The organism is Streptomyces krungchingensis, assembly GCF_054729265.1.
On sequence record NZ_JBPUKY010000001.1, the window covers coordinates 6163165 to 6185300 of the forward strand.

At 72.8% G+C, this 22136-nt stretch carries 21 protein-coding genes; 5 read left to right on the forward strand and 16 right to left on the reverse strand.

What is annotated here, in order from left to right; all coding sequences use genetic code 11:
• Positions 1-4 precede the first annotated feature (4 nt).
• From ACSYGO_RS27125 to ACSYGO_RS27170, 10 genes are all read right to left on the reverse strand, one after another.
• On the reverse strand, positions 5-454 hold the full coding sequence (locus tag ACSYGO_RS27125; protein ID WP_460387963.1) for a hypothetical protein: 450 nt from the start codon (positions 452-454) through the stop codon (positions 5-7).
• 286 nt (positions 455-740) lie between these two features.
• Positions 741-1136, reverse strand: coding sequence for a DUF4913 domain-containing protein (locus tag ACSYGO_RS27130; RefSeq protein WP_426680681.1), 396 nt, complete (start codon positions 1134-1136; stop codon positions 741-743).
• Positions 1133-2887, reverse strand: a complete 1755-nt coding sequence (locus tag ACSYGO_RS27135) for a type IV secretory system conjugative DNA transfer family protein (RefSeq protein WP_426680682.1) — start codon at positions 2885-2887, stop codon at positions 1133-1135. The genes ACSYGO_RS27130 and ACSYGO_RS27135 overlap by 4 nt, the downstream gene beginning before the upstream one ends.
• A gap of 43 nt (positions 2888-2930) precedes the next feature.
• Positions 2931-4412, reverse strand: a complete 1482-nt coding sequence (locus tag ACSYGO_RS27140; protein WP_426680683.1) for an ATP/GTP-binding protein — start codon at positions 4410-4412, stop codon at positions 2931-2933.
• The gene (locus ACSYGO_RS27145; RefSeq protein WP_345644735.1) at positions 4409-5902 is read right to left on the reverse strand and encodes an SCO6880 family protein; all 1494 of its coding nucleotides are present in this window, start codon (positions 5900-5902) and stop codon (positions 4409-4411) included. The genes ACSYGO_RS27140 and ACSYGO_RS27145 overlap by 4 nt, the downstream gene beginning before the upstream one ends.
• A 113-nt stretch (positions 5903-6015) precedes the next feature.
• Entirely contained in the window at positions 6016-7158 is a 1143-nt protein-coding gene (locus ACSYGO_RS27150) for a hypothetical protein (protein WP_460387966.1), read from the reverse strand.
• Position 7159: 1 nt separating this feature from the next.
• A complete protein-coding gene (locus tag ACSYGO_RS27155) occupies positions 7160-7939 on the reverse strand; it encodes a hypothetical protein (RefSeq protein ID WP_095935971.1) in 780 nt (259 codons plus the stop codon).
• Positions 7940-7995: 56 nt separating this feature from the next.
• Positions 7996-8295 carry a hypothetical protein gene (locus ACSYGO_RS27160; protein WP_028805325.1) on the reverse strand — a complete coding sequence of 100 codons (300 nt, stop codon included), beginning with the start codon at positions 8293-8295 and terminating at the stop codon, positions 7996-7998.
• Between the two features lie 347 nt (positions 8296-8642).
• Complete coding sequence (locus ACSYGO_RS27165; protein ID WP_345644744.1) at positions 8643-8903, reverse strand: hypothetical protein; 261 nt, start codon at positions 8901-8903, stop codon at positions 8643-8645.
• Positions 8900-9451, reverse strand: coding sequence for a DUF6668 family protein (locus ACSYGO_RS27170; protein ID WP_460387968.1), 552 nt, complete (start codon positions 9449-9451; stop codon positions 8900-8902). Before ACSYGO_RS27170 ends, ACSYGO_RS27165 begins: the two co-directional genes overlap by 4 nt.
• A gap of 174 nt (positions 9452-9625) precedes the next feature.
• Here ACSYGO_RS27170 and ACSYGO_RS27175 point away from each other — a divergent pair, with 174 nt between their 5' ends.
• The 4 genes from ACSYGO_RS27175 (at position 9626) to ACSYGO_RS27190 (ending at position 14667) form a co-directional block, all read left to right on the forward strand.
• On the forward strand, positions 9626-10660 hold the full coding sequence (locus ACSYGO_RS27175) for a peptidoglycan DD-metalloendopeptidase family protein (protein WP_426680688.1): 1035 nt from the start codon (positions 9626-9628) through the stop codon (positions 10658-10660).
• A 17-nt stretch (positions 10661-10677) separates the two neighbouring features.
• On the forward strand, positions 10678-11379 hold the full coding sequence (locus tag ACSYGO_RS27180) for a hypothetical protein (protein WP_426680689.1): 702 nt from the start codon (positions 10678-10680) through the stop codon (positions 11377-11379).
• An 8-nt stretch (positions 11380-11387) separates the two neighbouring features.
• Complete coding sequence (locus ACSYGO_RS27185) at positions 11388-14000, forward strand: hypothetical protein (protein ID WP_460387971.1); 2613 nt, start codon at positions 11388-11390, stop codon at positions 13998-14000.
• A 220-nt stretch (positions 14001-14220) separates the two neighbouring features.
• Positions 14221-14667 carry a hypothetical protein gene (locus ACSYGO_RS27190; protein ID WP_460387973.1) on the forward strand — a complete coding sequence of 149 codons (447 nt, stop codon included), beginning with the start codon at positions 14221-14223 and terminating at the stop codon, positions 14665-14667.
• Positions 14668-14680: 13 nt separating this feature from the next.
• On the opposite strand, the gene ACSYGO_RS27195 is transcribed toward ACSYGO_RS27190, so the two are convergent.
• The 4 genes from ACSYGO_RS27195 to ACSYGO_RS27210 all read right to left on the reverse strand — a co-directional run bounded on the left by ACSYGO_RS27195 (position 14681) and on the right by ACSYGO_RS27210 (position 18515).
• Positions 14681-15628 carry a M28 family metallopeptidase gene (locus ACSYGO_RS27195; RefSeq protein WP_426680692.1) on the reverse strand — a complete coding sequence of 316 codons (948 nt, stop codon included), beginning with the start codon at positions 15626-15628 and terminating at the stop codon, positions 14681-14683.
• A gap of 278 nt (positions 15629-15906) precedes the next feature.
• The gene (locus ACSYGO_RS27200) at positions 15907-16374 is read right to left on the reverse strand and encodes a VOC family protein (RefSeq protein ID WP_460387975.1); all 468 of its coding nucleotides are present in this window, start codon (positions 16372-16374) and stop codon (positions 15907-15909) included.
• A gap of 82 nt (positions 16375-16456) precedes the next feature.
• A complete protein-coding gene (gene rarD / locus ACSYGO_RS27205) occupies positions 16457-17509 on the reverse strand; it encodes an EamA family transporter RarD (RefSeq protein WP_460387977.1) in 1053 nt (350 codons plus the stop codon).
• Positions 17510-17657: 148 nt separating this feature from the next.
• Complete coding sequence (locus tag ACSYGO_RS27210; RefSeq protein ID WP_460387979.1) at positions 17658-18515, reverse strand: SDR family oxidoreductase; 858 nt, start codon at positions 18513-18515, stop codon at positions 17658-17660.
• Positions 18516-18603: 88 nt separating this feature from the next.
• On the opposite strand from ACSYGO_RS27210, the gene ACSYGO_RS27215 reads away from it, so the two are divergent.
• Entirely contained in the window at positions 18604-19008 is a 405-nt protein-coding gene (locus tag ACSYGO_RS27215) for a winged helix-turn-helix transcriptional regulator (RefSeq protein ID WP_426680696.1), read from the forward strand.
• A gap of 30 nt (positions 19009-19038) precedes the next feature.
• Here the strand turns inward: ACSYGO_RS27215 and ACSYGO_RS27220 are convergent, their stop codons facing one another.
• The gene (locus ACSYGO_RS27220) at positions 19039-20118 is read right to left on the reverse strand and encodes a 2-oxoacid:ferredoxin oxidoreductase subunit beta (protein ID WP_426680697.1); all 1080 of its coding nucleotides are present in this window, start codon (positions 20116-20118) and stop codon (positions 19039-19041) included.
• Positions 20111-22042 (reverse strand): 2-oxoacid:acceptor oxidoreductase subunit alpha, encoded by a 1932-nt coding sequence (locus ACSYGO_RS27225; RefSeq protein WP_426680698.1) that lies wholly within the window; start codon positions 22040-22042, stop codon positions 20111-20113. The genes ACSYGO_RS27220 and ACSYGO_RS27225 overlap by 8 nt, the downstream gene beginning before the upstream one ends.
• Positions 22043-22136: the final 94 nt, after the last annotated feature.

Sequence of the window (22136 nt, forward strand, 5' to 3'; positions counted from 1 at the left end):
CGCCTCATCCCGCCCGCTCGATCCGTGCGAGCGCCTGGGCGACGGGGTCGAGCCCGCGGCCCAGCAGCTCCTCCACCCGGCTCGCCGCCAGCGGCTCGTCGCCGGACAGATCGTCGCGGTGCCCCGTGGGACCGGGAGTCACGGTGACCCGGGTGAAGGTCTCGGGGCCCGTCGGGTCGTGGTAGGAGAAGGGCCCGAAGTGGGCGATCCAGTCGACCTGTTCGAGCTGCGGTCCGAAGGCCCGGCGCAGCACCGGCAGCGCGGCGTCGGCGACCGAGCCGAAGTCGTCGGTGATGCCCCGGTCGTCGGGGTTGCTCGCCAGCTCCGACACGACGGCCACCGCCCGGCGTCCGTCGCCGGAGCGGACGGCGCGCACCAGGGTGTGCGCGTGTCCCGCCCGGTGGTGCCGCCAGTCGACGACGTCCTCGAAGTACGGGGTGTGCGGGTGGTTCATGTGTGCTTCTCCTCGACGAGGTGCGAACGGCGGGGACGGCCCGTCCGTGACGGCAGTCCCCGCCGCCCGGCGGTGGGCACCGGGCGGCCGGCCGGGTCCGTGCGGCGGGGCGCCCCGGCGTCGGCGGGCGGCCGGCGGGCGTGTCCGGCAGGTTCCGTCCGGTCCGGTCCGCGTCGCGTCCGGGCGGTCCTCGGCCCTGCGCGGTCCGGACCCCGGCGGTGATCTTCCGGCCGCCGGTTCAGTGTAGGGACGCGGCCGCTTGCGCGACCTGGCCGCCGGGTCCGGGTCACAGGCCCGGACGTGTGTCGTACGGCTCGGCGAACGGTGCGGTCTTCGCGCGGTGGCTGCCCTCCTTGCAGCCCGCGAACGGACCGGCGGGCGAGCGGAGTTCGGCGAGCACGGGCCCGAGGTGGTCGCGGTGCCAGACCGCCGGTCCGGACGCGCCCGCGGCCGGGTCGGTGTGCTCCTGCCAGGCCAGCCACAGACCGTGCAGCCGGGCCACCGCCTCCAGGTGCTCCCACCAGCGCGGGCACCAGGGCTGCTGCGAGGTGACCTCGCGGCCGTACACGGGCAGCAGCAGGTCCGAGACCCAGACGGAGAGCCCGGTCATCTCGTCGGCGTACTCCTGGCCGTCGAGGTACAGGATGAACGGCGGGGCGGACTGCGCTTCGGCGGTCGTCATCGGGTCGTGATCCCTTCGGCGGCACGGGCGGTGATGGCTTTGACCTCGGCCTGCGCCGCGGTCGCGATGCGGTCGGCGCCGGGTTCGGCGTACCAGGGCCGCAGCCTGACCAGCGCCGGCTTGACGCCGGTGGCCAGGAGCAGCGCGGTGCCCTTGGGCAGGGCTCGGATGCGGTCGGCGGGCAGGATGCGCTCCAGCCGGTACGACGTCGAACGGGACCGTCCTTCCTTGCCCTTGGACCAGCTGACCGTCGACACGTCGTGCTCGCCGACGAGCCGGGAGACCTTCTCCACGAAGTCGGCGTCGTCCAGACCGGCGCCGAGGAGCTTGATGGTGGCGGCCGACCAGAGCGCGTCCATGCCGGCCTCGCCCCACACCCGCGCACCCTGCCGGTAACTCTGCAGCAGGGTCACGATGTTGATGCCGCGCGAGCCGAAGTGCGAGTACAGGTCGGGCAGATCGGAGATCCGGCAGACGTTGGCGGCCTCGTCGAGCACGGCCGTCATCGGCGGCTCCAGCCGCCCGCCCATGCGTTCCGCCGCCACGACCCCCGCACGCAGCACCGAGTCCGCCGCCGCGGCGATCACACCGGCCGCCGAACCGCCGCCGTCCTTGGACAGCAGGTAGAGCGTGTCGTTCGACAGCACGTGCCGGTCCGGCAGGAACTGCGGCAGGTCCGGGTCCGGCGTCACCCATGCGGCGATCGCCGGGTCGAGCAGGCACGCCACGCACTGCCGGGCCGTCTCGTAGATGCCGTCCCGGGTCTCCACGGCGCCCTGCATGGTGCCCTGGAGCTGGTCCGCGAGGGCCGCCATGCCGGCGTCCCTCAGCAGGTCGACGGGCGTGCGGTCGGCCGGGTCCGCCAGCCAGGCCAGCACCTCGCCGATCTGCCGGCCGCCGCGCTGGGCCGCGTGGAAGAGGGCGGTGAGGGTGTTCTGGGCCGCCGAGATCCAGAAGTCGCGGCGGGTCGCGTCGTCGTTGACGGCGCCCACGAAGTGCCCGGCCAGGCGGCGGGCGCCCTCGATCGTCGACGCGTCGGCGAGCATGTCCCACCACAGGGTGCGCGGCGAGTGCGCGATGCCCTGCGGGTCGAACGTCCACACCCGGCCGACGCGTTCGCGCTCGGCGCGCGTCACGCTGTAGACGTCGGCCTTGTTCGACGTCAGCAGTACGCTGCCGCGGGCCCGCAGCACGCGCGGCACCGCGATGCCCGTGGACTTGCCCGCGCGCGGGGCCATCAGGTCCAGCTCCACGTCCTCGTAGCTGGAGCGGAGTTCGGGGCCGTTGGGCTCCAGGTTGCCGAGGAGGTTCCCCGTGTCGTCCGCGGTGATCCTCCCCTGCTTCGCCAGCGCCGGGCGGAGCTCACGGGCCCGCCGCTCGGCGCCCTTGGGCAGGAGGCCGGCGAGTTCCTTGCGGCCCGCGAGCCCGCTGGGCCCGGCCGTCCGGCCCCGCACCAGCACGACGAGGACGACCACGACGGCGACGACCGCGCCGAAGACCGTCGCCATGCCCGCGGCGACCGCGCCGGCCGACGCCGTCGGCCACACCGCGGCCGGGCCGTCCTTGACCAGCGTGGACATCGTGGCCAGGCCGAAGGGCGGCGGGTCCCAGCCGGCGCCGCTCACCGCGGCTCCGGCCGTGCCGCCCAGCCAGGCCCCGAAGAAGAGCGTGCCGACGAGGAAGGCCGCGCCCGGCACGATCCAGGGGAGGAAGTCCTCCCCGCTGTGCTGACTCTTGCGTGTGCTGCTCACTGCTGCTCCCCGTTGTGGTGTCCTGCCGCCCCCGCGGCTCGCCCTACGCGCCCTTGGACAGGCTCGGACCGGCCTCCGACCAGCGCGTGTTGGTGTTGTGCAGCGCCCGCTCGGTGTCCGTGATGGACACCTTGATCGGGATGCCGGGACGACCGCCCACCTTGATCAGGAACCGGCCGCGGCCGGGCGGCTCCTCGTTCCCGCCCGTGCTCGCCCAGCCCGGCGGGGACGACCAGGACGACACCAGTTCGATCTCCCGCTCGGACATCCCCACGATCTCGCCGAGTTCCTTCATCTCGGTACGGGGAAGGCCCGCGCAGACGACCATGCCGGCCCGCTCCACGAAGCCCCGCGCCTTGGCGCGGTCCGCCTCGCTGCCCAGCGCCTCGGCGTCCTTCAGCGTGTGCGTGATCTTCGCGTCGCCGAGGCCGAGCGACCGGTTGAGCCGGGTCAGCGCGTCGATCCGCTCGACGATGCCGGACGCGGCCCGCAGCGGGCGCCACAGCTCGTCCAGGACGGTGAAGAACCAGCGCTGCGGGGCCAGTCCGGCGTCCGCGAGCGCATGCGCGGCGGCCACCGTGCCGAGCCCGTCCGACCAGGCGGCGAGCATCGCGGCCGCGGTCAGCTGGGTGTCCGCCTCACCGATGCGGGAGATGTCCACGCACACGGCGGGGGACGCCGGGTTGATCCGGGTCGACGTCTCGGCCGCGAAGGTGTCGCCGAGGGGGCCGTCCAGCACGCCCAACAGCGAGCGGTGCAGCGGATCCACGGCCTCCTGGTACCGGGCCACGTTGCCCCGGTCCAGCGTCACCGCGCGGACCCGGTCGGGGCCCTCGTCGAGCACCTTCAGCAGATCGGGCAGCAGCGGGGCCCGCCCCGGCTTCGTACGCTCCGCCAGGTGGTGCAGACAGGCGGAGAGCACCGACTGCTCGTGGTCGTCCATCGGACGGCCGCGCACGATTGTGATGAGCGCCGCGACCATGTTCAGCACCCGGCCGTGGGCCTCGGCGGCCAGCACCCGGCCGCGCTCGCCGCCGATGCGCACCGCCGCCTCGCCCATCGCGCCCGGGTCGAGGACGTTGATGCCGCCGACGCCGCGGCCGATCGAGATGACCTGGCCGCCCAGCGCCCTGACCGTGTCGGCGTAGTCGGGCTTCAGGTCGCCGAGCACCAGCGGGGTGATGCCCGTCGCCGACATCCCGATGAGCATCCGGTTGACCAGCGTCGACTTGCCCAGACCCGGCATGCCGAGCATGAACAGGGACGGGTTGGAGATGTAACGGGCCCGCGTGAACCAGGAGATGGGGTCGCCGCACACCGTCGCCCCGGTGTGCAGGTGCTGGCCCAGCGGGACGCCCGTCATGGGCGCGCCGGAGCCCGCCGCGAACGGCCACAGCCCGCACGCCTGCACGGTGGTCGCCCGCCACAGCGCGGGCGGGTCGACGTGGCCGACCTGGCCGCCGGCGGGGCCGTACCAGCCGCGCGGCGGTGCCACCTGCGGCCTCGGCGTCGACTGCTTGCTCACAGCGCCTCCCGGATCTGGTACGGAACGAGGGTGTGCTCCCACGGCAGCAGGCCGACCGGCAGCGTGCAGGTGAACGCGGAGGCCTGCATACGGTCCGCGGGGCGCATCAGGATGCGGGACGAGGCCTGCAGGTTGCGGACGGTGATGGCCGCGTCCTGCAACTGCTCCTCGTCGTCGACGGTGACGGTCACCATCAGCGAGAACTCCACGAGCCCCGCGCCCGCCGCCTCCTCGGCGGCGGTCTGCTCGGCCGCCTGCATCTCGGAGCTGGCCCGCGCCTGCACGAGACCGCGCCGTGAGCCCGCCATGAAGTGGGCGGAGCGCCGGTCGGACTCCACGATGCGGGCGGAGGTCGCCGGGTCGATGGGCCGGTAGATGAGGGAGACCCGCTTGCGCCGGGTACCCGGCGCGGGTTCGAGGAGGCCGCGCAGCACGCTCGACCTGACCGTGCCGCGCGGCGCGAGCGTCAGCATCCAGGTGCGCGAGACACCCGAGTCGTGCTTGTACGCGGTGACGGTCTCGACGGCCGCCGCCGGGCCCGCGTCGCTCCACTCCAGCCCGGTGGTGGAGTGTTCGGCGCGGGCACTGAGCACGTCGGGGGCGACGGCCGGGTCGAACGCCACCCGCACGATCTCGGCGAGCCGCTCCGCCGCCAGCGGGTACGCGCTGCCGCCGCCGGCCGCGACCAGCCCGGACAGCAGCCCCGGCAGCCGCATCGACAGATCGGTGATGATGTCCTCGACCTCACGCTTGGGGCCGCCGGTGGGGCCGTAGGTGAGCGCGATGTACGTGTGCATCTCGGAGGAGGCCGACGGGTAGCGCTCCACGACCTCCTCCATCACGGCGCGGGCCGCCGCCGGAGCGTTCGGCGAGATGCGCGGCAGCACCTCGGCCGCCAGCCGCGTCCCGGTGTCCGGGGCCGTCTCCACGACGACCTGCGCGCCGCGCAGACCCGGCTCGTGCGACAGCCGCGACAGCCAGTCGCCCCAGGAGGCCACCCAGATGTCGACCTGCTCGGGGTCGACCAGCGAACCGCCGTCCGGTTCACAGGCCAGCACCACGGTGTACAGGCCGCGGCCCGGGTGGTGCAGCACGCCGAAGGAGCGGTTGTAGGCGTCGCGGCCCTCGTACATCTTGGTGCGGGCCAGCAGGCCCGGCGGCTGGTAGCGCCCGCCGGGACGCTTGGACAGCGGCCCGGAGACGTAGGTGTGCGAGCCGTTCGCCTTGCGCTTCATCCAGCCGATGCGGATCGCGAGGACCTGGTAGACGTTGCGGCCGTCGACGGTGCGCAGCGCCAGCGGGGCGAGGAACAGCGCGACCGGCACCAGCACGACCACCGCGGCCAGCAGCGACACCAGTGACGCCAGCAGTGCCACCAGCAGTCCGCCGAAGGCGACGACGGTGCCGAGCAGACCCAGCGGACCGAGTCCGGGACGGCGGGGCCTGCGCCAGTTCCCGTACGTGGGACGCGTCATGGCGTCGGTGGACATGGGGTTCCTTCTTCCGGCTCGACTCAAAGTGCTTCGGGTGTACGGGGACGGGGGAGCGGGGCGCCGCCTCGTCGGGCGGCCCGCCCCGCTCCCGGGGCCTGGCGGCCTGCTGCCTACTGGTTGTGGCCCTTCATGCCGTCGTTGTCGTCAAGGGAGTTGGCGACTTCCGAGGCGGCTGCGACACCGGTCTGCACGGCGACCGCGGCGGCCTGCACCGCGAGGGCCGCGCCACCCGTGGCGGCTCCCGCCGCGGCGGCACCGCCTCCTGCGGCGGCGCCTCCCGCGCCACCGGCCCCGCCGGCGGAGGAGCCGGCACCCGCGGACGGCGAGCCCTTGGGACCGGCCGCACCGCCGCCGCCTCCACCGCCGCCGCCGGCACCGCCCGCGGCGATGCTCACGGCCCCGGTGGCCACGTTGTTGGCCGCGTTGAGTGCGACCGTGCCGCCGGAGGTGCCGCCGAGGGCAGCCGTCGCGGGGACGATCAGCTTGAGCAGGGCCGGCAGGGCGAAGACCGCCATGATCAGCATGCCCATGCCGGCGATGGTCTGGTCGAGGTTCTTGGTGTCCTGCGTCATCGACGTGGCCGAATAGATGATCAGTGCCGCGGCCGGCTTGTAGAGCAGCCAGGCCCCGAGCCAGCCGACGTGCTTCTTCCACCAGCCCTCGCCCCACCCGGTCATCGAGGAGGCGGCGGCCAGCGGCAGTGTGCCGACGAGCATGATCAGGACACCGATGCGGATGTACATCAGACAGATCTGCACGAAGCTCGACAGCATCACCAGCAGACCGAAGATGAGCACCAGACCCGGTTGGTTGAGCGTGATGACGCCGAGCATCGTCGACGCGCGGTCGCCTAGGTCGGACTTGGCGTACACGTGCTGGGCGTACAGGTCCGACGCCTTGGTCAGCGCCTGCACCACCGGCACGGCGACCGCGCCGACCAGGATGACCTTCCACATGCCCATGAAGGCCTGCTTCATGGGCTGGCCCTTGCGTTCCAGGGCCATTCTGATCGCGGCCACCAGCAGCGACGCCACGGCCACGTACGCGACGATCCAGTCGATCTCCGCGTCGATGAGCCCGATGGGCTGGGAGGGGTCGTCCACGTCGACGTGCATCCAGACGCCGTTGAGCGCCTTGAGCACCTCGGCCGCGGCGTCACCGATGGCCTTGGCGAAGACGGTGACGGCACCCTCGGTGAACTCCGAACCGACCTCGTCGATCACACAGTCGACGATCTTCCAGCTGCAACTCATCTCACGCCCCCCACGTGACGAAGCCCTTGGTGCCGCTGACCTGCGACATACCGGAATAGACCGTGCCGTCGGCGTCCGGCGCGAGCTTCCAGTCGCCGTCGTCCCAGCGCATGGTCACCGACGCGGTGCCGTAGGCGTCCTTGCCGGGGACGCGGACCACGACCATCACCGTCGTCTTCTGCTTGTCGTAGGACAGGACCGTGAAGCCGGCGTAGCCGCCCGCGTCCTGCGAACCCGAGCTGGGCTTGTCGCCCTCGGCGGTGCGGCTGCGGATCAGCGCGTCGCGGCCGGGGCCGGCGACGACCTGACGGTCCACGACCTCGCGCCAGCCCTGGTAGCTGAGGTGGTCGGTGATGGCGTGGGCGGCCAGCACGGCGCCCATCGGCGTGTGCGCGAAGCAGGACCAGACCGGTCCGTCGTACTTGAGCGGGCCCACCGTCTTCGAGACCGGCACCAGGCCGGTGCCGTCGGCCTTCCAGGTGAAGTCCTTCGGCACGCTCGTCGGCTTCGCCTGGTCGCTGTCGTCGGTACGGCAGCCGGCGGGCCGGGCGTCCGCACCCTCCTTGCCCCCGCCCGAGTGCGAGCCGGAGGACGAGGTCGGATTCGGGTCCGGGTCGCCCGACGCCTGCGGCGACCGTCCGCCGCCGCCGTCCAGCATCGTGAAGACGGCGAGAACGAGCAGCACCAGCAGGAACCCGGCCGACAGGATCCAGCCTCGCTGCTGCCAGAACGGCTGCTCCCACTCCCCGCTGCCCCCTTGGGACCGGCCGGAGTTCAGCATGGTTTGCGCTCCCTTCGGATCGGGTCGTCGAATCGGTTCGTCCGGTCGCCCGGCGGTCAGGCGAAGACGAAGGTGACGACAGGACCCGCGGTGGCGACCAGGACACAGCCGCCGAGGACCATGCCGAGGCGGCCCATGTGCTCCGAGCCCTCGCCGCGGCGCATGGAGATCGCCATCATCGCGCCGGTGATGAGCACACCCGCGACGCCCGCCGCGGTGCCGGCCCAGGCGAGGATGCCGAGGACGGTGTCGACCTTGCCGGTCAGTGCGCCCGGCGCGTTGCGGTTGGGGTCGGGGACCTTTCCGTCCGCCAGATAGATGTACTCGTGTGCCTTGGCTGCAATCGCCTTGAACATGGCTTCTCCCCGATGTGGTCGGCTGCCTCGCCGACAACGTGCTTGCTGTGAGCGGTGCTTGAGCGGTCGCGCAGGAGGGACGAGGGCGGTGTGGCGCCCGGGTTCCCGGTTGCACAGTGAGCTTGGCGACTGCTGTGGGGTCCGGCCAAGCGATGTAGTGATCCAGCACCTGTCGGTGACGTGTCCGTGACACACGGGAAGAGTTCGTCATCAAGTAGCACGTGGGACGACGGCCGGGCGCGACGAACTGAGGCACCCTCACTGCGAAGTGAGGGTGCCTCAGGTGGAAACGAACGAGGGGGAGCTCACCCCTCAAAACAGAGGGGCGCGTCGACGGGGGCGACGGCTCAGATGACGAAGCCGACGATCGGGCCCGCCGTGGCGCCGATGACACAGGCGCCCATCACCATCAGGAACTGGCTCATGTGCTCGTCCCCGTCACCGGTCTTCACGGCCAGCGCCATCCGGCTGCCCACGATCAGCAGCCCCGCCACACCGGCCGCGGTGACCAGCCAGGCGATGAGGTTGAGCACGAAGTCGAGCTCTCTGGTGACACCGGTGGGCGGGCCCGCGGCCAGTGTGCCGGTCAGGGCGTGCAGGGTGCTCATGGGGTGGTCCTCCCGGTCAGTCGGGCCAGTGATGTGATCTCGCGCGGCAGCGGTCCGGTCAGGTCGCCGGTGCGCCAGTCGGGCACCCACGGCACCCGGTAGACGTCGATGACGGAGCTGATCACCTTGATGCGCTGGGCGAGTTGACGGGGCAGCCGGCCGGGTGCGTCCGCGACCAGGACGATGGCGTCGAGGTCGAGCCCCGGCGGCGCGTCGCCGCGCCGGAAGATGTCGAGCGTGTGCGAGACGGCCTCCAGACCGGCGGCGTGCGTCCGGCCGACGAGCAGCACCGAGCCCGGCTCGCCCTGGTCCGGCCGCGGCCAGCTGCGGCCCGCGTCGTGACCGCCGAAGACGGTGGCGAGCGTCGAGGCGCCGGCCCCGCCGTGCGTGGCGACCCAGGCGAACTGCCGTGGACTGACGACGGCTTGAGCGGGCGCGGGCCCCTCCTCGCGCTGCCGCGGATCCGGTTCGCCGACCGGACCGCGGATCCAGATCTCGGGCCCGTCCGGCCCGTGCCGTTCGTTCCCCTGCATCGCGACCCCCTTCATCGCCACTCTCCTCCGTCGTCGGCCCCACCGATCTTCACGTCGCCCGAACAGGTTAGGTAACGGGGTGTGAGTTCCTGGGACGAGCCTGTGACGTCGCGGTGACGCAGGCAACGGGTGGGAGCCGAGAGACTCAACAGCATGTACACGACCGGATCTTGAGGCTGAGGGGAGCCCATGTCCAACGGGGGCGGAAGCACCATGACCTGGGTGGTCGGCGGTTGCATAGCCGCGGTGATCATGCCGGTGGTCATGATGGTCGGAGTGAGCGGGGCATCGAGTGAGGACGGCGGCGGGGCGGGCGGTGGCGGCGGGTTGAAGGACGGCGCCGTTCCGCAGCAGTACGTTCCGTGGGTCCTCAAGGCGGGCGCGTTGTGCGACGTCATCAAGCCCGCCGTCATCGCCGCGCAGATCGAGGCGGAGTCGGGCTGGAACCCCAATGCCCAGTCGCCCGTGGGCGCCGAGGGGTTGTCGCAGTTCATGCCCGGGACCTGGCAGACCTGGGGACGGGACGACGACGGCAACGGCCGGGTGTCCCCGTACGATCCGGGCGACGCGATCATGGCCCAGGGCCGCTACGACTGCGCGCTCGCCAAGCAGGTCGAGGGCTACAAGAACCGTGGTGAGGCGCGCGGCGAGACCCTGGACCTCGCGCTCGCCGCGTACAACGCGGGACCGGGCGCGGTGCACCAGTACGGCGGCATGCCCCCGTACACCGAGACCCAGAACTACGTCGCCACGATCAAGTCGCTCATCGCCAAGTACGAGTCGGTGGACGACCCGCCGGGCAAGATCCCCGACGGGCAGCAGATGGCGATGCCGCTTCCCGGCAAGCCGCCCATCACCTCGCCGTACGGCATGCGCATGCACCCGATCCTGCACGTCAGAAAGCTGCACACGGGCATCGACTTCGGCGCCGCGGCCGGTACGCGGTTCATGGCGGCCCGGGACGGGACGGTCACCTTCGCCGGATGGTCCAACGGGTACGGAAACCGTGTCGTGATCTCCCACGGAACCATCGACGGCGACCAGATATCGACCACCTACAACCACATGTCCGCCCTCAGCGTCCGTGTCGGTCAGAAGGTGAAGGTCGGTCAGAAGGTCGGCGCGGTGGGCTCCACCGGCTACTCGACCGGACCGCACGCGCACTTCGAGGTCCAGCAGAACAACAAGTACGTGGACCCGGCACCCTGGCTGGGGCTGAAGTGAGAGGGAGGGAGGCGACGATGAGCACGCGAACGAGGACGATCGCCGTCGCGGTCGTGTCCGTGACGGGCCTGGTGGCGTTGACGGGCTGTGGCCTGCAGGACCATCGTGATGTGGTGGGTGCGCCGGGTGCGTCGCCCTCCGCGGTGCCCTCGGTGGCGCCGAAGGCACCCCTCCCGTCCGGCAAGCCGCTGGGCGCGGACGCGCGGGTGCCGAGCCCGTCGGGCGTCGACGGGACGGACGCGACGGACGTATCGGAGGCGTGGGCGGAGGTGGCGTACGGCCATGACACGAAGTACGACTCCGGTCCGCACGACGCCGTGCTGCGCTCGGCGCGCTGGTTCACGGCGAAGAAGGCCGCTGCCGAGCGGTCCTACCGGCCGGCCAGCGGTGCGGGCGACGCCTGGAACACCTGGGCCGGGCACAAGGCCTGGACCACGGTGGAGGTGACCCCCGACGACGACGGCGACGGCCCCAGGGACACGGCCGTCCTCGCCTACCGCGCCCTCTACGTCGACGGCACGGCGCACGGCCGTGACGGCTGGACGGGCACCGGGCCGCGCGCGAACGTCTTCCTCAAGCTCACGCGGGCAGGGAAGGGCCGGCCGTGGCACGTCGACGAGGTGAACGCGGTGGAGGCCGCGGTCCCCCCGTCCCCGGAATCGTCCGCCGCGTCCTCCTCGACTCCGTCCTCCGCCGCCTCGACCGAACACCCCGAGTGAGGGAACCGATGTCTCGACTCAGCCGCGAACAGAAGCGGGAACTCAAGCGGCAGCGCTCGGGCGGTGTCGCCCCCGGAGGGCAGCCGGCCACCGGGGTGACGCCGATCGAGGTGCACGTGCCGGTGACCGCGGACCGTACGGGCGGTGGCGCGACGGTCGGCGGGATGCCGGTCGTCGCCGCGCCCGGCGAGACCGTCCAGGCCGCCGTCCTCACCTACCTGCACCGGCTCGTCCTCGCCACCGGCCATCCGGTCCTCGCCACCGTCGACGACGAGCGCATCGGGTACGTCGTGCCGCTCCAGGTGCACGTGGACGGGTCCAGCCAGTACGCCGGGGAGCCCGTGCGGGTGGGCCCGGGGGCACCGGTGACGGCCGCCGAGCCGGAGCCGTCGGCGCGACCGGAGCCGCGGCAGACCGGGCCGGCGCCCCAGGCCCAGCCACAGGCGCCGGTTTCCCCGGTCCAGCCGCAGGCGCCCGCGCCGGTGTCCCAGGCCCAGCCGCAGACGCCGGTGTCCGGGGAGGGGGCGGCGCCGGTTCCTCACCGGGACAAGGCGACGTACGTCCTGCGCGCGGTACCGGAACCGGACCTCCAGCCGGCCCCGGAGCCCGCCCCCGCACCGCAGCCGGCTCCCGCGCCGCGGCCGGTGCCCGCGCCGGAGACGCAGCCCGCGCCGACACCGGCTCCCGTGCCGCAGGCGGCCCCCGTGGCACCGGAGTTCGCGCCTGCGCCGCGGCCCGTTCCCGCACCGGAGTCCGCGCCCGTCGCGGCCGAGTTCGGGCCCGCGCCGCAGCCGGTCCGCGCGCCCGAGCCCGTGCCCGCTCCCGCTCCCGCCCTCGCGCCGGAGCCGCAGCAGCGGCCCGCGGCGGTGCTGCGGCCCGAGCCGGACGTGGCGCCCGCGCCCGCTCCCGCCTTCGTACCGGAACCCGAGCACGCGCCGGTGTCGCGGCCGGAGTTCGGGCCGGCAGGGGGGCCGATCGCGGAGCCGCGGCCGGTCGCCGCGCCGGAGCCGGTCCGCGCGCCGGAGCCGACACCCGCCCCTGCTCCCGCGCCTGCGCTGCGGCCCGAGCCGGAGGTGGCACCCGCACCCGCACCCGCTCCTGCTCCCCCCGCGCCAGAGCCGCAGCAGCGGCCCGCGGCGGTATTGCTGCCCGAGCCGGACGTGGCGACCGCGGTTGCTCCCGCCCCTGTGCCGGAGCCCGAGCACGCGCCCGTCTCGCGGCCGGAGTTCGCGCCTGCGCCGCGGCCGATCGAGGAGCCGCGGCCCGTCGCCGCACCGGAGCCGCAGCAGCGGCCCGCCGCGGTCGTCCGGCCCGAGTCGGGTGCGGCTCCCGGGACCGAGCCCGCTCCGGCGGCTGCGCTGCAGCTGCATTCCGAGGTGGCGCCCGCGCACCTGCGGGACCCGCAGCCCGCGCCGCGCCCGTTGCCCGAACCGGCACCGGCGTCCCTGCCTGTCACCCAGGAGTTCAGGCCCGTGCCGCAGCCGCAGCGGCCCGAGCCGGACGCGTCGCCCGCGGTTGCCCCCGCGCCGGAACGGGCCCCCGCTCCCGTCGCGCAGCCCGCGCCTGCCGTGGCGGAGTTCGGGCCCGCGCCGCAGCCCGCTCCCGCACCGGAGTCCGCTCCCGTCGCGGCCGAGTTCGGGCCCGCGCCGCAGCCGGTTCGCGCGCCGGAGTCCGAGCACGCGTCCGCGCCGAGGCCGACTGCCGCGCCGGAGCCGCAGGCCGCTCCCGCGCAGCCGCCCGCTCCCGTGCAGCCGCCCGCTGCCGCGCTGCGGCCCGAGCCGGCCCCCGCGCCTGCTCCGGCCCCCGCGCCGCAGCCCGTCGCGGAGGGGCCCACGCCCGCGACGTTCGTCCTGCGTGCCGTACCGGAGCCGAAGCCGCTGCCGGGGAGCGCGGCGACGCACGTACTGCGGGCCGTGCCCGAGTCGGCCGCCGCTGCGGTGGCCGCGCCGACGGGGGAGTTCGGGCCGGCCCCGGTGGCCGAGCCCGCCCCCGTGCGCAAGGCCGCGAGCGAGCCCGCGCCCCTGCTGGACCCGGAGGCCGAGCCGGAGCCGAAGCCCGCTCCGGTGCGGGGCTTCGACGCCGTCGCCGAGGCCGTGCTCGACCAGGCGCCGGAGGGCGACGGCTCGCCGCAGTTCCTCCAGGAGCCCGTGGCCCGGATCAACGAGGCCGTGAAGATGGGCCGGATCGAGGCGGCCGCGGGCATGGCGGAGCAGGCCGTCGCGGAGGCGTCGCACTCGCTCGGCCAGGACCACCCCGAGGTGCTGAAGCTGCGCGAACTGACCGCTTACATCGCCTACTTGGCGGGCGACGCGCTCAGGTCCTTCCACCTGTCGCTGGACCTCGCACAGGTCCGCCGACGCCACCGGGACCCGCGTGCCGCGTACGGCAACGTGCAGAGCGCGGCGGCGGCCTGGCGCGCCGTCCGCGACCCGCTCCAGGGGCTGCACCTGGGACGTGACCTGATCGGCGTGTGGGCGGAGCTCGCGGCCGACGGCGGTCCCGCCGCCGAGGACATCGAGCAGCTCGAGTCGGCGCGTACCCGCATGGGCCGCCTGTCCGAGCGTGCCCGTGTCATGGCCGACAACCCCTACGCGCAGACGCCCCGGGCCCATGGTCAGTGACGGCAGGGGCGCGCGGCGCGGTCCCGCGGGACGAGGAGGGGGCCGGCCAGGGGCGGGTGCGGTCGGGGCCGGCGCGTCCGGGGTCGCCGGGCTCGGGGAGCCGGGTGCCGTGGCCGGCCGGGCCGCCGCGGCCCGCCGCCGCTCATCGCAGCCGGGAACGAGGGCGGCCCGCCCGGGTGCCCGTGCTCCGCGGGCCGGCGACCCGGCCCCGCGTACCGAGGTGACCGTCAACGAGCTGACCGGCACAATGAGTTGGCGCACCGTCACGCCGGGCGGTGCCGGGAAGCGGGGCCGCACCGATCGCGCGGCGACGCCCGCAGGCCCGCGGGGCGCCGCTCCGATCCCGACGCCCCCGGCCGCCGTACGGGCCGCGGTGGACGTCCACGTCGAGTCGCTCGGCGCGGGCGAGTTGCAGCATCACCTGGCCCGGGTCGGCGCCCTGCGCTCGCGTGTGGCGGCCGACGTCGCCCTCGGCGGGCGCGTGCCGGCGGTGGTCGCCGCCAGGATGCGTTCGGTCTCCACGCCGGCCGCCGGCCACGCGCTCACCGTGGAACGCGCGGACACCGTACGGGAGTTGGGCCGCAAGGGGCCCGCGGCGAGGGCGGTGACCCCCGTCGCGGGCCCGGCACGGCCACCGGCCGCGCCGCCGCCGGGGCCGCGGCGCTGACCGGGACGCCTGCCTAGGACGACAGCGTCCACACCGCATGGGCGAGGGCGTCGCCGTTGCGGTCCAGCGCGGTGTCGTTGATGTTCGACGTCGTGTCGCAGGAGGAGTGGTAGCAGCGGTCGAACGGCTGACCCGCCGTACCGCCCCACTTCGCGGCCTGAGCCGTCGTCTTGACGTAGTCGGCGCCGCTGAAGAGGCCGCCGACCGGGATGCCGGCGTTCTTGAAGGGGGCGTGGTCGGAGCGGCCGTCGCCCTCGGTCTCCGGCTCCGTCGCGATGCCCAGGCCCGTGAAGTAGTCCTTGAAGGTCTTCTCGATGGCGGGGTCGTCGTCGTAGACGAAGTAGCCGGGGTTCGGGGAGCCGATCATGTCGAAGTTCAGATAGCCGCTGATCTTCGAGCGGTTCGCGGAGGAGAGGTTGTTGACGTAGTACCGGGAGCCGACCATGCCGAGCTCCTCCGCGCCCCACCAGGCGAATCGGAGGTGTTTGGTGGGCTTGTACTGCGCGCGGGACACGGCGAGCGCCGTCTCCAGGACGGCCGCGGACCCGGACCCGTTGTCGTTGATGCCGGGCCCCGCGGTCACGCTGTCGAGGTGGGATCCGGCCATGACGACCTGATTGGAGTCGCCGCCGGGCCAGTCGGCGATCAGGTTGTAGCCGGTGCGTCCGGACGAGGTGAACTGCTGGAGGGTCGTGGTGAACCCGGCCGCGTCCAGCTTCGCCTTCACGTAGTCGATGGACGCCTTGTAGCCGGCACGGCCGTGCGCCCGGTTGCCGCCGTTGGCGGTGGCGATGGACTGCAACTGCGCGAGATGCGCCTTGACGTTGGCGACGGGGAGGTCGGGGGCGGCGGCCGCGCGGGGGGACGCGGGCGCCGCGCCGGCTATGGAACCGGTGGTGAGGAGCGTGGTGGCCGCCACGAGGGCAGCGGCGACGGCACGTCCGGGAACGGAGAGCTTCATGTGGGGGGCTCCGAATTCCGCAGTGAGTGGGGAGCCCGATGGTGGGGGTGAGGCTGACGCTCCGTCAAGAGCGGATTCCGGTCACCCCCGTCCGCATACCGGAACCCCGCAGCGCTGCACGTCCGAAGTCAGGGCCCCCGCGACGCCGCACGTCCGAAGTCAGGGCCCCCGCGACGCCGCACGTCCGAAGTCACGGCCCCCGCGGCGCCGTACGTCCGACGTCACGGCCCCCGCGTACGTCCCGCCCTTCGGGCGCGCCGGGAATGGTGGGGCAGGCGCTAGTGCACGCAGAACTCGTTCCCCTCCGGGTCGGCCATCACCGCCCACTCGCCGGCCGGTTCCTTCACGTGCCGCAACACGCTCGCCCCCAGCTCCGTCAGCCGCTCGACCTCGGCCGCGCGCTCTCCCGGCGCCGTGTGCAGATCGAGATGGAGCCGGTTCTTGACGGTCTTGGCCTCCGGTACGCGCTGGAAGAGCAGCCGCCGGCCGAGACCGGTGCCGCTCTCCTCGTCGTACGGGTCGTCCGGATGCCGTACGGCGATCAGGTCCCGGAAGGTCGCGCGGCCGTGGAAGTCGACGGTGGCCTCGGCCGGCAGCGCGCCGATCTCCAGCAGCCGTTCCACCAGCGCGCTGTTGTCCTCGGCCCGGTAGTGGAGCGCGGCGGCCCAGAAGTCGGCCTGGGCGTGCGGGTCGGAGGAATCGACGACGAGCTTCCAGTGCAGGGGAGTTGGCGTCATGGCGGGCATCCTGCCAGTCCGCCGGCGCTTCGGAGGCCGGGCCGCCGAACCGGTCCCGCGGCCGGACGGCGCGGTGCCCGGGCAGTACCCCCTACGCGTGCTCCCGCGGGACGGCGACCGGGCCGGCGTCCGGGGCGGTGCCGGGGCTCACGACGGCGTCCGCGCCGGTGACGACCTCGGTCCCCACGGCGATCTCCGCGGCCTCGGTGACCTCGGCCTGCGAGGCGCGGCCGGCGTCCCGCAGCCGGCGGGCCGCCCGCCGCGCGGTGCGCAGCGCGTCGAAGGTGAGCAGCGACAGCGCGAGCCAGACCAGCGCGAACCCGGCCCAGCGCTCGGCCGGCATGGCCTCGTGGAAGTAGAGGATGCCGAGCAGGAACTGGAAGACCGGTGCGAGGTACTGCAACAGGCCCAGCGTCGACAGCGGCACGCGGATCGCCGCCGCCCCGAAGCAGACGAGGGGGAGCGCCGTCACCACACCGGTCGCGGCGAGCAGCAGGGCGTGCCCCCCGCCCTGCGCGGCGAAGGTCGCGTCTCCCTGGGAGCCCAGCCACACCAGGTAGGCGAGCGCGGGCAGGAACTGGATCGCGGTCTCGGCGGCGAGCGACTCGATGCCGCCGAGGTTGACCTTCTTCTTCACCAGCCCGTAGGTGGCGAAGGAGAAGGCGAGGCAGAGGGAGATCCACGGTGGCCGGCCGTAGCCGATGGTGAGGACGAGGACCGCGCTGAAGCCGACGCCGACGGCCGCCCACTGCACGGGCCGCAGCCGTTCCTTGAGGATGAGGACGCCCATCGCGATGGTGACGAGCGGGTTGATGAAGTAGCCGAGTGACGCCTCCACCACGTGTCCGCTGTTGACGGCCCAGATGTAGACGCCCCAGTTGACCGTGATGACGGCCGCGGCGACGGTGATCAGGCCCAGCTTGCGCGGCTGCCGCAGCAGCTCGCCCGCCCAGGCCCAGCGCCGCATGACCAGCAGCGCGATGCCGACCACGCCGAGGGACCAGACCATCCGGTGGGCGAGGATCTCGACCGCCCCGGCGGGCTTCAGCAACGGCCAGAAGAGAGGGACGAGCCCCCACATGCCGTACGCCGCGAAGCCGTTCAGCAGACCTACGCGCTGCTCGCTCTTCGACGTCGCGGCCACCGCTGCCTCCTTCTCGTGTGACCGCCGCTCTCGTGCGGCGGAAGTCTCGAAGAAGGTAGCGCCGAGGACCCCCGCCTGTCATGCCCGTATCGCCATACGGTCATGACAGGCGGGGGGTGGCGGCGACGGGACCCCGGGGGTGCGGGGTTCAGCCCTTCAGCGCGGTCTTGATCGACTCGGCGAGCGGGGTGGTCGGGCGGCCGATGAGGCGGGACAGGTCGCCGCTGGTTCCGGCGAGCAGGCCGCGTTCCACGGCCGCGTCGACGTCCACGAGGATCGCCGCGAACGGCTCGGGCAGGCCCGCACCGGTGAGAATGCCCTGGAGCACCTCGCCGGGCACGTTGTTGTACGCGATCTCCCGGCCCGTCTGCGCGCTCAGCTCGGCCGCGTACTCGGCCAGGCCCCACGCCGTGTCGCCGCTCAGCTCGTACGCCTTGTTCTCGTGCCCCTCGCCGGTCAGCACGGCGACCGCCGCCGCCGCGTAGTCGGCGCGGGAGGCGGAGGCGATGCGGCCCTCGCCGGCGGAGGCGACGACAGCGTCGTGTTCCAGCACCGGGGCGAGGTTCTCGGTGTAGTTCTCGTGGTACCAGCCGTTGCGCAGGAAGGTGTACGGCAGGCCGGAGTCGAGGATCGCCTGCTCGGTGCCCTTGTGGTCGTCCGCCAGCTCGAAGTCGGCCGCCGGCCCGCCCAGCACACCGGTGTACGCGAGCTGCGCGACCCCGGCCTCCTTCGCGGCGTCGATCACGGCGGTGTGCTGCGGGATGCGCTGCCCGACCGCGTTGCCGGAGATCAGCAGCACCCTGTCGCCGGCGGCGAAGGCGCCCTTCAGGGTCTCGGGCGCGCTGTAGTCGGCCACGCGCAGCTCGACGCCGCGGGCGGCGAGGTCGGCGGCCTTCTCCTCGCTGCGGACGACGGCGACGATCTCGGAGGCCGGGACCTTCTCCAGCAGGCCGTCGATGACGTGACGGCCGAGGTGTCCGGTGGCTCCGGTGACGACGATGCTCATGAGTGAACTCCTTGTGGGGTGGTCTGACACTCACCCTAGGAGGTGCACTAACTCTGCGAAAGTACCCACTTTCAAGTAAGGTACTGGCATGGCAGTAAGTACCGGAGCAGCAGAGAACAAGTACACCGTCGGCGAGGCGATGTGCCCCTACCGCCTGGTCCTGGAGCACGTCACCAGCCGCTGGGGCGTGCTCGTCCTGATCGAGCTCCTGGAGCGCCCGTTCCGCTTCAGCGAGCTGCGCCGCGCGATCGGGCGGGTCAGCGAGAAGATGCTGACGCAGACCCTGCAGACGCTGGAGCGCGACGGGCTGGTGCACCGCGACGCCAAACCGGTCATCCCGCCGCGCGTCGACTACTCGCTCACCGACCTGGGACGGGAGGCCGCCGTGCAGGTGAAGGCCCTCGCGTCGTGGACCGCGGAGCGCATGGACGACGTGGAGCGGGCCCGCCACACATACGACGAGGCCCGGGAGGCGAGCTCCCGGGCCTCGTGAAGGGCTGACTCACCGCGCGGCGGCCGCGTCTCAGCCGACGACCGTCCAGGTGTCCCCGCCCGCGAGCAGTGTGGCGAGGTCGCCCTTGCCGTTCTGTTCGATGGCGGTGTCGAGTTGGTCGGCCATCTGGGTGTCGTAGACGGGGCGGTCGACGGCGCGCAGGACGCCGATGGGGGTGTGGTGCAGGGTGTGCGGGTCGGCGAGGCGGGAGAGGGCGAAGGCGGTGGTGGGGGAGGGGGAGTGGGCGTCGTGGACGAGGATGTCGGCTTCGTTGTCGGGGGTGACGGTGACGACGCTCAGGTCCCCGGTGTGGGGGTCGCGGATGACGCCGCGGGTGTTGTCGGTGCCGAAGCGGATGGGCCGGCCGTGTTCGAGGCGGATGACGGCTTCCTGGGCCTGTTGCTGGTCCTTGAGGGCGTCGAAGGCGCCGTCGTTGAAGATGTTGCAGTTCTGGTAGATCTCGACGAGGGCGGTGCCGGGGTGGGCGGCGGCCTGGCGCAGGACGTCGGTGAGGTGTTTGCGGTCGGAGTCGATGGTGCGGGCGACGAAGGAGGCTTCGGCTCCGAGGGCGAGGGAGACGGGGTTGAAGGGGGCGTCGAGGGAGCCCATGGGGGTGGATTTGGTGATCTTGCCGACTTCGCTGGTGGGGCTGTACTGGCCTTTGGTGAGGCCGTAGATGCGGTTGTTGAAGAGCAGGATCTTGAGGTTGACGTTGCGGCGCAGGGCGTGGATGAGGTGGTTGCCGCCGATGGAGAGGGCGTCGCCGTCGCCGGTGACGACCCAGACGGACAGGTCGCGGCGGGAGGAGGCGAGTCCGGTGGCGATGGCGGGGGCGCGGCCGTGGATGGAGTGCATGCCGTACGTGTTCATGTAGTACGGGAAGCGGGAGGAGCAGCCGATGCCGGAGACGAAGACGATGTTCTCCTTGGCCAGGCCGAGTTCGGGCATGAAGCCCTGGACGGCGGCCAGGATCGCGTAGTCACCGCAGCCGGGGCACCAGCGCACTTCCTGATCGGACTTGAAGTCCTTCATGGACTGCCTGGCCTCGGCCTTGGGGACGAGGGAAAGCGCCTCGATCGTGCCCGTGCCTTCCGTGGACGTCTCAGCCATCGATGGCCTCCTTGAGAGCCGTGGCGAGTTGCTCGGCCTTGAACGGCATGCCGTTCACCTGGTTGTACGAGTGGGCGTCCACCAGGTACTTCGCCCGGACGAGCGTGGCGAGCTGGCCGAGGTTCATCTCGGGGATCACCACCTTCTCGTAACGCCCCAGCACCGTGCCCAGATTCCGTGGGAAGGGGTTGAGGTGGCGCAGGTGGGCCTGCGCGATGTGCTCTCCGGCGTTGCGCAGCCGGCGGACGGCGGCGGTGATGGGGCCGTAGGTGGAGCCCCAGCCCAGGACGAGGGTGCGGGCCTGGCCGGAGGGGTCGTCGACGTCGACGTCGGGGACGTCGATGCCGTCGATCTTGGCCTGGCGGGTGCGCACCATGAAGTCGTGGTTGGCAGGGGCGTACGAGATGTTGCCCGTGCCGTCCTCCTTCTCGATGCCGCCGATGCGGTGTTCCAGGCCGGGGGTGCCGGGGATGGCCCAGGGGCGGGCGAGGGTCTGCGGGTCGCGTTTGTACGGCCAGAAGACCTCGGTGCCGTCGTCCAGGGTGTGGTTGGGTCCCTGGGCGAACTGGACGCGCAGGTCGGGCAGTTCGTCGGTGTCGGGGATGCGCCAGGGTTCGCTGCCGTTGGCGAGGTAGCCGTCGGAGAGCAGGAAGACGGGGGTGCGGTAGGTCAGCGCGATCCGGGCGGCTTCCAGGGCCGCGTCGAAGCAGTCGGCGGGGGTGCGCGGAGCGACGACCGGGACGGGTGCCTCGCCGTTGCGGCCGAACATCGCCTGGAGCAGGTCGGCCTGCTCGGTCTTGGTGGGCAGGCCCGTCGACGGGCCGCCGCGCTGGATGTCGACAACCAGCAGCGGCAGTTCGAGCGACACCGCCAGACCGATCGTCTCCGACTTCAGCGCCACACCCGGCCCCGAGGTCGTGGTGACGGCGAGCGAACCGCCGAACGCGGCGCCCAGGGCCGCCCCGATGCCCGCGATCTCGTCCTCGGCCTGGAAGGTGCGGACGCCGAAGTTCTTGTGCTTGCTCAGCTCGTGCAGGATGTCGGAGGCCGGCGTGATCGGGTACGAGCCGAGGTACAGCGGCAGGTCGGCCTGCTGCGAGGCGGCGATGAGACCGTACGACAGGGCCAGGTTCCCCGAGATGTTCCGGTAGGTGCCGGTCGGGAACGTCTTCGCGGCCGGCGCCACCTCGTAGGAGACGGCGAAGTCCTCGGTGGTCTCGCCGAAGTTCCAGCCCGCGCGGAAGGCGGCGATGTTCGCCGCGGCGATGTCCGGCTTCTTGGCGAACTTGCTCTGCAGGAACTTCTCGGTCCCCTCGGTCGGCCGGTGGTACATCCACGACAGCAGACCCAGCGCGAACATGTTCTTCGAGCGCTCGGCCTCCTTGCGCGAGAGCTCGAACTCCCTGAGCGCCTCGACCGTGAGCGTGGTCAGCGGCACCGGGTGGACGTTGAAGCCGTCCAGGGAGCCGTCCTCCAGCGGACTGTTCGCGTAGCCGACCTTCGTCATCGCCCGCTTGGTGAACTCGTCCGTGTTGACGATGATCTCCGCGCCGCGCGGCACGTCCCCGATGTTCGCCTTCAGGGCGGCCGGATTCATCGCGACCAGCACGTTCGGCGCGTCACCGGGCGTGAGGATGTCGTGGTCCGCGAAGTGCAGCTGGAACGACGAAACGCCCGGCAGGGTGCCTGCGGGCGCTCGGATCTCGGCAGGGAAGTTCGGCAGGGTCGAGAGGTCGTTGCCGAAGGAAGCGGTCTCGGAGGTGAAGCGGTCGCCGGTGAGCTGCATACCGTCACCGGAGTCCCCCGCGAACCGGATGATCACCCGGTCCAGCCGGCGGACGTCCTTCGTCCCGGCCGGTTTGCGCTGTTCCCCTACGACGGCTCCATCGGCATGCTCCGCTGGGCTACTGACCTGGCTCGTCACTGAACTGGACCTCCTTCGAGGCGGCTGTCGGGGAGCGGCCTTCCCGCGGACCTTCCCCTTTTCAACCCTACGTCGGTAAGGGTCGCCTTCCCGT